Source organism: Halanaerobium sp. (assembly GCF_003070835.1).
This window is the reverse complement of sequence record NZ_QBLR01000123.1, coordinates 1-10,020: the sequence shown is the minus strand read 5'-3', so window position 1 is coordinate 10,020 and position 10,020 is coordinate 1. Positions and strand designations below refer to the sequence as shown.

At 34.7% G+C, this 10,020-nt stretch carries 11 protein-coding genes; 2 read left to right on the top strand and 9 right to left on the bottom strand.

The window, feature by feature from the left end; translation table 11 throughout:
- Positions 1–202 precede the first annotated feature (202 nt).
- Positions 203–1,273 carry an IS30 family transposase gene (locus CI949_RS12295; protein WP_133529481.1) on the top strand — a complete coding sequence of 357 codons (1,071 nt, stop codon included), beginning with the start codon at positions 203–205 and terminating at the stop codon, positions 1,271–1,273.
- A 218-nt stretch (positions 1,274–1,491) separates the two neighbouring features.
- Positions 1,492–2,718, top strand: a complete 1,227-nt coding sequence (locus CI949_RS12290) for an OFA family MFS transporter (protein ID WP_290766952.1) — start codon at positions 1,492–1,494, stop codon at positions 2,716–2,718.
- 89 nt (positions 2,719–2,807) lie between these two features.
- Here the strand turns inward: CI949_RS12290 and CI949_RS12285 are convergent, their stop codons facing one another.
- The 9 genes from CI949_RS12285 to CI949_RS12245 form a co-directional block, all read right to left on the bottom strand.
- Positions 2,808–3,575 (bottom strand): exodeoxyribonuclease III, encoded by a 768-nt coding sequence (locus CI949_RS12285; RefSeq protein ID WP_290766951.1) that lies wholly within the window; start codon positions 3,573–3,575, stop codon positions 2,808–2,810.
- 30 nt (positions 3,576–3,605) lie between these two features.
- Positions 3,606–3,944 (bottom strand): hypothetical protein, encoded by a 339-nt coding sequence (locus tag CI949_RS12280; protein WP_290766950.1) that lies wholly within the window; start codon positions 3,942–3,944, stop codon positions 3,606–3,608.
- Positions 3,945–4,013: 69 nt separating this feature from the next.
- Positions 4,014–4,316, bottom strand: a complete 303-nt coding sequence (locus tag CI949_RS12275; RefSeq protein ID WP_290766953.1) for a sodium:solute symporter family transporter — start codon at positions 4,314–4,316, stop codon at positions 4,014–4,016.
- A 17-nt stretch (positions 4,317–4,333) separates the two neighbouring features.
- Positions 4,334–4,456: a hypothetical protein gene (locus CI949_RS12270; RefSeq protein WP_290766949.1), complete on the bottom strand. Its 123-nt coding sequence runs from the start codon at positions 4,454–4,456 to the stop codon at positions 4,334–4,336.
- A 77-nt stretch (positions 4,457–4,533) separates the two neighbouring features.
- Entirely contained in the window at positions 4,534–5,184 is a 651-nt protein-coding gene (locus CI949_RS12265) for a protein-L-isoaspartate(D-aspartate) O-methyltransferase (protein WP_290766948.1), read from the bottom strand.
- Positions 5,185–5,281: 97 nt separating this feature from the next.
- A complete protein-coding gene (locus tag CI949_RS12260) occupies positions 5,282–6,781 on the bottom strand; it encodes a long-chain fatty acid--CoA ligase (RefSeq protein ID WP_290766947.1) in 1,500 nt (499 codons plus the stop codon).
- A gap of 62 nt (positions 6,782–6,843) precedes the next feature.
- Positions 6,844–7,800, bottom strand: a complete 957-nt coding sequence (locus CI949_RS12255; protein ID WP_290766946.1) for a peptidase M15A — start codon at positions 7,798–7,800, stop codon at positions 6,844–6,846.
- A gap of 40 nt (positions 7,801–7,840) precedes the next feature.
- Entirely contained in the window at positions 7,841–9,490 is a 1,650-nt protein-coding gene (locus CI949_RS12250) for a murein L,D-transpeptidase (RefSeq protein WP_290766945.1), read from the bottom strand.
- A 22-nt stretch (positions 9,491–9,512) separates the two neighbouring features.
- Entirely contained in the window at positions 9,513–9,956 is a 444-nt protein-coding gene (locus tag CI949_RS12245; protein ID WP_108141579.1) for a MarR family winged helix-turn-helix transcriptional regulator, read from the bottom strand.
- Between the last annotated feature and the right edge of the window lie 64 nt (positions 9,957–10,020).

Genomic DNA, 10,020 nt, shown 5'->3' with positions numbered 1-10,020 from the left:
GCTATTCCCTTATTTTTTATAATTTCTTTTTTCTCTCGATTCAAATATTTAGCTGTTCTACTATTAGCCCCATCGGCTGCAACTAAAAACTGAGATAAATTGTATAATTAAATGCACGGGCTGATTTGATAAAAAAATAGACACATACCTGTACCTTTTGTATAATGTTAATAGCGACAAAAACATTAGGAGGGTACAGAATATGTGTCAAGATAAGTATAACATAGAACATGAAAAAGGTGAACACCTAAGTTATGGAAATCGTGTAGTCATTGGTCATTTATACAATATACAGGACAAAAATTACACTGAAATTGGTAAAGAATTAAACTGCCATAGAACCACAATAAGTCGAGAAATAAAACGGGGTGAAGTCGAGCTTAGAAATGGTGATGGAACTACAAGAAAAGAGTATGTCCCGAAGTTAGCTCAGAAAGTACATGCCTTTAAAAATTCAAATAAAGGTCCGAATTTAAAAATAGGAAAAAATAATGAATTAGCAGAATTTATTGAGGAACAAATACTTAAATTAAGATCTCCAGCAGCAGTGGCAAAAGATATTAAAGAATCAGATGATTTTGATCTAGAAATACACTGGAAAACCATCTATAACTATATTGACAAAGGTGTTTTAAATATAGATAGAGATGACCTTTTACACGGTAATTACAAAACTGAAAAGGACAGGCCAGAGGAAAGTGCAAGCACCACGCGACGCAAGGAAGGTCGGACAATTAGAGATAGACCTGAAGAGGCTGATACCAGAGAAGAATTTGGACACTGGGAGATGGATTTGGTAGAGGGTTTAAAAGAAAAAGGAGAACCGTTTTTACTGGTTTTAACAGAAAGACAAACCAGACAGGAAATCATAGAAAAAATACCAAACAAAAAAGCGGAATCAGTGGTAAAAGGTCTGGATAGAATAGAAAGGCGATTTGGAGTGGTTAATTTTAGGGAAACTTTCAAGACGATCACTACAGATAACGGATCAGAATTTGCAGATTATGAGGGTATTGAAGAGTCTTTTACAGGCAGCAGCATTCCTAGAACCAGCCAGTATTATTGTGATGCATACAGCAGCTGGCAGAGAGGCTCAAATGAGGTTGCTAACCGGTTTATCAGACGATTCTTACCAAAAGGCACAAGTTTTAAAGGAATCAAAAGAACCCTGGTAAAAAAGATTCAAGAATTTATAAATACTTATCCTAGAAAAATGTTTGACTACGGAAATTCAAATGAATTGTTTAAATCGAAATTAAGCTTTAGCATCTAAAAACGCTTAAGGTACGGGTTATTTAAAAAAATCAAAAAAACCGTGCAATGCAACTTGCAATTCACCCAACTAAAAACTGAAATGATTTAACTTGATAAAGTTAAGTGCTTTTGTTATGATTATTTTAACTATATTAAATCTTTTGTTTTACAATAATATCTTAACTGTAAATTCTTAGAAAATCAAGTTAATTAATCACAGGGAGGAAATTAAAAAATATGACATCTTCAGTAACTGAGAACAAGAGTAGGTGGATTTATATTCCGTTAGGACTTATTATCTTTATGTGTATGGGAACAATTTATTCCTGGAGTATTTTTCGAAAGCCAATTGAGACAGCTTTTAATATTGGTGCAACTGAAAGTGGTTTACCTTATATGATCTTTTTAGTTTTTTATGCCCTTGGGATGCCTTTTGCCGGTAATTACATGGATAAATATGGTCCCCGTGTGATGACAATTGCAGGTGGTCTTTTAATTTCTGTCGGCTGGTTTTTATCTGGCTTCACCTCTTCGATTACAATCCTGACTATTACTTATGGGGTAATTGGGGGTACTGGAGTTGGTATTGCCTATGGTGCTCCGATGGCAGTAGCTGCTAAATGGTTTCCTGATAAAGAGGGACTGGCAGTCGGATTAACTCTTGGTGGTTTTGGCTTATCACCATTTTTGACCGCACCTGCAGCAAGCTGGTTAATTAGACATTTTGGTGCCTTTAGCACTTTTAAGGTTTTAGGTGTTTTATTTGCAGTAATAATTACTTTACTTGCTTTACCGCTGAAATTTCCAGAAAGCAAAAAATCTATCTCTAAGAAAAAAAACAAAGCTAAATCAAAATTGAATATTGGGCCTAAAAAGATGTTAAAAAGCAGAAGCTTTTATGCTCTCTGGACCACCTTTGTTATCGGAACAATTATTGGTTTAATGGCTATTGCAATTTCAGGCCCGGTGGCAGAAGAAATTATAAATCTGGATTCTGCTACTGCTTCAATTTATGTGTCTTTATTTGCAATCTTCAATGGTATTGGTCGACCAATTTTTGGAGCCTTAACAGATAAATTCAAGCCTAAAATTACAGCTGTGATCTCTTTTTTAATGATTATTCTGGCTTCAATTTTAATGATTATTAATAATTCTGCAAATCCAGTCCTCTATTTTATTGCTTTTGCAATATTCTGGCTCAATCTGGGCGGCTGGCTGGCAATTGCACCTGCTGCTACCTCTTACTTTTTTGGCAAGGAAAATTACAGCAGAAATTACGGCTATTTATTTACTGCCTATGGAGTTGGGGCTGTAATTGGAAATATCTTTTCCGGTCAGATTAGAGATATACTGGGGAGTTATAAATATGTGTTTTATCCAACCCTAATTATTGCAGTAATTGGAATTATAATTGCCGTCTTCTTTTTAAATAAGGATAAAAAGAAAATAGCTGAAATCAATTAAATGTTATAAACAGCTAAAAATCAATTTATAAACAAAAAAGCAGCCTCCAGCTTTTTATTAAAGTGGAGCTGCTTTTTTGTTTATCTTATTTATTCTAAATCCAGAGTAATTGTTACCGGACAGTGATCTGATCCCATAACATCAGTTAAAATATCCGCACTTTCTAATCTATCTTCCAGACCTTCGGAAATGAAATGATAATCAATCCTCCAGCCGGCATTCCTCTCGCGAGCTCTAGTTCTATAGCTCCACCAGGAATAGGTCTCCTCTTCAGGATGAAAATGACGGTAGGTATCTATATACCCATGATCTTCGAGTTTATCAAGCCACTCTCTTTCGATCGGCATAAAACCGGAAGTATTTTCATTTGAATCAGGATCATGAAGATCTATCGAGTGATGAGCTGTATTATAGTCACCACAAACTACAACTTCTTTTCCGTTATTCCTTAAATCCTCAATATAATCAAAAACAGCATCATAAAAATCAAGCTTATAGTTGAGTCTTTCTTTGCTTCTTTTGCCATTGGGAAAATAAATATTAAGCAGATAAAAGTCTTCAAATTCTGCCGTAATAACTCTGCCTTCCCGGTCAAACCTCTTAATACCAAGTCCATGCCAGACCTCCATCGGTTCTATTTTTGTATAAAGAGCAACCCCACTATAGCCTTTTTTCTCACCAAAGGTAAAATAAGAATAATAATCATCTATATTCCGTAATTTATTTTTTAGCTGATGATCCTGAATTCTTATTTCCTGCAGCCCCAGTATATCTGGCTGTTCTTCGGCTATCCAGTCTAAAAATCCTTTTCTTTTAACTGCTCTTATTCCATTAACATTCCAGGAATAAATGCGCATCCTATCATCCTTTCTCTCTATATTTATGAGTTAAATATCTCTCTGATAAATTTTTTCTACCTCTTCATACTCAGCTAATATTTCATCATCCTGCTGAGCATAAAATTTATTAACTATCAAAATTACTATAATATTAACAAAAAATCCGGGAATAATCTCATATAATTGAGCACCCAGACCACTTTCTTTCCAAATAACTAAGGTAACCGTGCCTGTAATCATTCCTGCTAAAATTGACTGCCAGGATGCTTTTTTTGAAAAAAGTGAAAATAATACTGCCGGTCCAAAAGCAGCTCCCAGCCAGGGATTAAAAATAGCGGCAATCATTTCAATAAAGACTTTTTCACTGTCTGCTATATTTGGAAACATTGGTACTGCAATAATTCCTACCAGTACCGCTGCACTTAAAGAAATTGCAACCCAGATAACCGCAATTTTTCAAGCCGGGGCAACTTTTTTAATAGTGTCTATCCCCATAAAACGTGCCAGTATATGCGGCTGTCCAAAGTAACCAAGCCCCCAGGCAAGTGCAGATATAACTGCTGTAATAGTAAAGCCTTCCGGCATTAGAGAAAGTGAAACACCATTTTCTGCAGTCATTGCTGTAATCTCACTCATGCCTCCAATTTCACCATAAGCAATTACCGGTACAATTGTAATTGCAAAAAACATCAGAATCCCCTGAAAAAAATCATTCCAGGAGACTGCCATAAATCCTCCTAAAAAAGTATATAAAACTATAGCCAGCCCACCAAAAATTACTGCTGCCGTATATTCAATATTAAATAATCTTCAAGATTTGCTGTTTTCCTGTAAAAATAAACTCCAATACTCATCAAAAATACTAAATAAACTGAAAAAGATGTTATTGTTGCTGCCATTAAAATACTCCACTCCTATCTACTTTTTATATTCTATTGTAACTAGAAATAAATTGGTTACTGGCTGTCTAAGATTCCTATTTCCAGCTGTCTTCTCCTAAAAGAGGTACAAATCTAACATACTCTAGGTCTTCTTCTTTTAAATTTCCATTATACCTTCTGGTATAAAGCTTTAACTGCTGAATACCTCCCCGCTCCCCGATTGGAATTATTATCCGACCTTTTTTATTAAGCTGTATTTTTAATTTTTCAGGCAGATAGGGAGCTGCTGCCGAAACTAAAATTGCATCATAAGGAGCATATTCTTCCCAACCAAGGGTTCCGTCTCCTGTTTTAACTCTGATGTTTTCATAATTTAATTTTGAAAGCAGATTTCTGGCTTTGACTGCAAGTTTCTCTATTCTCTCTATGGTATAAACTTCTCCAGCAATCTCAGCAAGTAGTGCTGCTGCATAACCTGAGCCTGTCCCAATCTCCAAAACCCTGTCTGTCGGACTTAAATTAAGTGCCTCCAGCATTTTAGCAACAATATAAGGCTGACTGATGGTTTGACCTGCTTCAATTGTTTGAGCACCATCTGCATAGGCCAGTTCCTTATTTTCATCCAGCATAAACCTTTCGCGAGGAACTCTTTTAAAGGCTTCAAGTACGGATTGATCTTTAATTCCTCTTTTTTCTAACTGCTCTTTAACCATTTCCAGGCGAAGATTTTCATAATCAACTGTCATTTTAATCGCCTCCGCTTTAAATATTTTAAATTAATCAGCTAAGGACACAAAAAGAGAAAATCCCCCTCCTAAAAAAAGAAGGGGAAGCTTTTACTCTTTAAAGATCACTTAATGATTTTTTATCAATTTTTCCGGTTGCATTCTTTGGTAATTCATCCAGAAAATCAACCAGTTTTGGAACTTTATAATTAGCGAAATACTGCTGACAGTATTTTTTTATCTCCCGTTCATCAGCCTTTTCGCCTTCCTTTAGGACAATAACTGCTTTGGGGATTTCCCCTCTTAATTCATCCTTGGTTGCAACTACAGCTGCTTCTCTAATTTTAGGATGTTTATATAACTGTTCTTCTATTTCTCTTGGATAAACATTCATTCCTCCAACATTAATCATATCTTTTTTGCGGTCAACAATATAAACATAGCCGTCCTGATCCATTTTACCTAAATCACCAGTGTGTAACCAGCCACCGCGCAGAGTTTTTTCTGTTGCCTCAGGCATTTTAAAATAGCCCTTCATTACATGTTCTCCCTGAACAACAATCTCACCAATTTTTCCTCGCTCGAGCTCTTTATCATTTTCGTCTACAATCTTAACTTTTGTTTCTGGAATTGGTAAACCAACAGAACCGGACTTCCTTTCTCCATCTACCGGATTCACATAAGCAACCGGAGAAGTTTCGGTTGGTCCATTACCTTCAAGAATTTTTACATTAAATGTTTTTTCAAAATCCTCCATTGTCTGCTGGGGCATTGCTGCTCCACCAGAAATACATAGATTTAAATGAGAAAGATCATATTCATCTTTATTTTTAACATTTAAGAGAGCGGAATACATTGTCGGTACTCCGGCAAAAAATGTTACATTTTCTTCCTGAATGGTTTTTAATACTTTTTCAGGTAAAAATCTATCTACAATTACTATTTCTGCGCCCAAAAAGAGGGGCATCAGCATACAGACAGTTTCTGCAAAAGCATGGAACATCGGCAGCACACAAATATAGCGGTCACTATCATCAACCTTTAAATGTTCAATTGTTTTTTGGGTATCAAAAATCAGGTTGTGATGAGTCAGCATTGCTCCTTTAGGCTGACCGGTCGTTCCCGAAGTATAAAGACAGGCCGCCGTATATTCCTGATCAATCTCTTTTAATTCAGGTAGGGTGCTTTGCTGGTCTGCCAGTTCAGATAAAGCCAGATAATCATCAGACTTTTCACCATCGACTAAAATTATTTTTTGTAGATAATCCAAATCACAGTCTTTAATTAAAGGCAAAAACTTTTTTGAGCTGATAATTATTTTAGCTTCTGAATTATTCAAAATATATTCAACAGCTGCCTTTTTAAAACTGATATTTAGAGGTACCATTGTAGCACCCGACTTAATAACCCCTAAATAAGCAGTTAAAAACTCAATACTATTGGGCAGCATAATGCTCACCATATCTGCAGGCTTTATCCCTAAATCAATTAGGCCGTGTGCCAGCTGATTACTTTGCTTTTCTAAATCCTGATATGTAACTTTTTTGTCATCAAGAACTGCAGCGATTTTATCTCCTTTTTCTGCAGCTGTTTTTGAAATAATATCTCCAATTAACAACTTAATAACCTCCCACTTAATTAACATAATTTTAGCTAAGCTTCCAAAAATATTATATTGAATTACCAGGTGACATGGATACCTCTGGTATCAATATGAATAAAAGATCCTCTCACACCATTAGCATGATAACTACTCAAACCACCCTGAAGATCAGCATATTTCTCCTTCTGATCAAATTTCTTTGCTATTTTAAATAAAACATCCGCATCTTTTATGTCTAATTTACCATCACCATTTAGATCATCCATCCACTCATTACCCCTGTTATCTATATATATATCAACAGCATCACCATAAAGATGACGGCTGTAATGGGTATCATTACCAATCTTTTTATTAAAATAAGGTGAGCGATAAAAACTTACAATCCCAAAAGTTTCGGCAGGATAACCCGCTTTATTAACCTCTGCTAAAAAATATTCTAACTTTAAAAGTAATGATTCCTGAATCACAATAAATTGAGGCAGTTGGTCACTCTGATTTGTTAAAAACTTCTCGACCTTAAAATGAGGAGTTAAATTTAAATCCAGTATTGATTGCTCAATTTTTAAAAACCCTTTTGGCTTAGAATAATCCTCTTTTTGGTCTGCAGGAGCTGCTGGATAATTACCAATTTTAAAGCCATATATATATTCACCCTCTTTTTCTGAATACGGGTGTAGTACAAAGACATTTAATTTAATCTCAGAATTTTTTCCAGAAGCATTTTTTCTGCTAATTGTAACCGGATAATGACCACTTTCTCCATGTGCTTTCCAACTAAAAGAACTCCCGCTCTCATATTTTTTGCCCCCAAGCTCAATTATATACTGCTGATTTCTATCTTCTTCGGCTATTTTTACTTCAATTTCTTCCCGGGGAAGCACAAATATGCTGAAAGTTTTTAGCGGAATTTTAAGTTCATCATAAACTATAGAAAAATCCGCATGATCTTCTGTAAAAGCTTCTGCACCAACTGAACAACTGCTGATTAATATAAAAAGTACTGCTATTGATAGATAAAATAATTTTTTCATTTAGATCGTTTTTGCTCCTTTTACTCTAATTAATTTTTTGTTAATTGTTTTGCTGAAAATATTCTTCAATTATTTTTTGATCGCGTCCATATATATCTTCTCTAAAATTTAAATTACCTAGAGAATCTACCCAGACTGTATTATACTGCAGATAAATTTTAATTGGATTATTTAAATAAACTGTCTTTTCTTTATCTTTTTTCATTTCTGCTTCGATTGCCTGACGATCCCATTTTTCCTGATCTTTTAATAAATATTCTGCCAGATCCACCGGTTTTTCAATCCGAATACAGCCAGAGCTAAATCCTCTTTCTGTTTCGGAAAAAAGGTACTTGCTGGGAGTGTCATGCAAATAAATACTAAAGCGATTGGGAAACATAAACTTAACTCTTCCCAGTGCATTTTCATCACCCGGATTCTGCCTTAAAAGATAATTAAAGTTGTCTTTATCAATTTCTGACCAGTCAACTTCTGCTGGATCTATCTCTTTCAAATTATTATTTCCGGTATATTGAAATAATGAGTAATTGTTTTCTTGAAGATATCTATAATCTTCTTTGATTAGCGGCAATTTATCTTTTACTGCAATTGATTTTGGAACATACCAGTAAGGATTTAAAACAAGATAATCAATTTCATCACTAAAAACTGGAGTACTCCTCTGTTCCTGCCCAACTATTGTTTTCATCTCCATCTTCAACTGGTTATTTTCATAAAGCTTTAAATTATAGTCAGCAATATTAACATAAATATATCTGCTGCCTAAATTCTCCGGCAGCCAGCGCCATCTCTCCATGTTAACTATTATCTGTTTAATTCGCTGCTCAAGTGGAATGTTTAAAGCTTTTCTGGTTTTACGGCCTACTATCCCGTCAGCATTTAGACCATTATCCAGCTGAAACCTGACTACAGATCTTTTAACCCGCTGGTTAAAATAATCTCTATTATCAAGACTCTTTAAATTTAAATATGCTCTTGCCGATAAATTCTCCACCAGCTGAGCCACTGCCCTTCCTTCAGCCTCTAAAGCTAAAGTCTCATCTGTATTAATTTGAGGCCACTCTTTAATTTTCCCCGAGTCTCTGTACAGATATAATTTATCTCTAAGCTGAGTGTAATTAGAGGATGTCGGCAGCTGAGTTTCTAATATCTGGGCCAGCTTTTCTTCATCAACCAGCAGCTTTAATAATTTTTGAGCTTCTAAATTATCATCCTGATGATTATAATCTTCTATAATAATTTCTGGATCAATTTTGCCATTTAAATAATCAGAGGCCAGGCTCAAATAGGCATTTGTCAATAATATTTCCAGCAAGGCCTTTTTCCCTAGAGAATCAGCCGTAAAAAGATCTGGATCTTTAACTGAGTTTTCAATAAAATCCAAATGATAATCTGCAGGCTTTAAACCTTCTCCATAACTATCTTTAATTTCAGCAATTAAAACTTCAGGATCTTTTTTAAACTGGTCACCATCAAACCAAATTGAACGATGATAGCGCTGATCATAAAACTCGATTAATTCTCGGTAAAAACTAACCTCTTCACCTTCAGGGAAAAGCCCCTCATATTCTTCAATAACCAGTAAATGATTTCTAATTGACATAGCAAGGTCACTTTGAGCATACAAAGTTGGATTATATGAAAATAAAATTAAAAATATAATTAAAAAAAATAAGAGTCTTTTTTTCAAAATACTCTCCTCCTCAACTTATCTATTTATCTGGTTGATATATTTCTTCAATTTTATCCAGTAACTTGCTTAAAAGCTGAGCTAATTCTTCGGCAGAATCTTCCATATCTACAAGTGCTTTTTCCATAAAATCCTGTCTTTTTTTAAGAAGGCTCTCCATAATTTCTCGCCCCTGATCAGTTATCTCTAAGAGTACAACTCTTCGATCATTGTCATCTCTTCTTCTTTTAACTAATCCTGCTTCATGAAGATAGTCAACGATAACAGTAACAGTACTATTTGCCATATGAAGTTCCTCATGAATCTCACCCATACTAACAGGCTGTGATTCGATAATTACTCTTAAAACATGAAATCTTCCCAAAGTAAGATTATAGCATTTAAGGTGGTCTTTTGTGTATTGATTTAAGTATTTAGCGATATTTCTTATTTTTTCTTCAATCTTTTTATTTGTTTTTTTTCCCATCTTAAACTCCCTCATCAATTTAACTTTTTTTAAAATTACTAACCATTATTTAAAATTATTATAT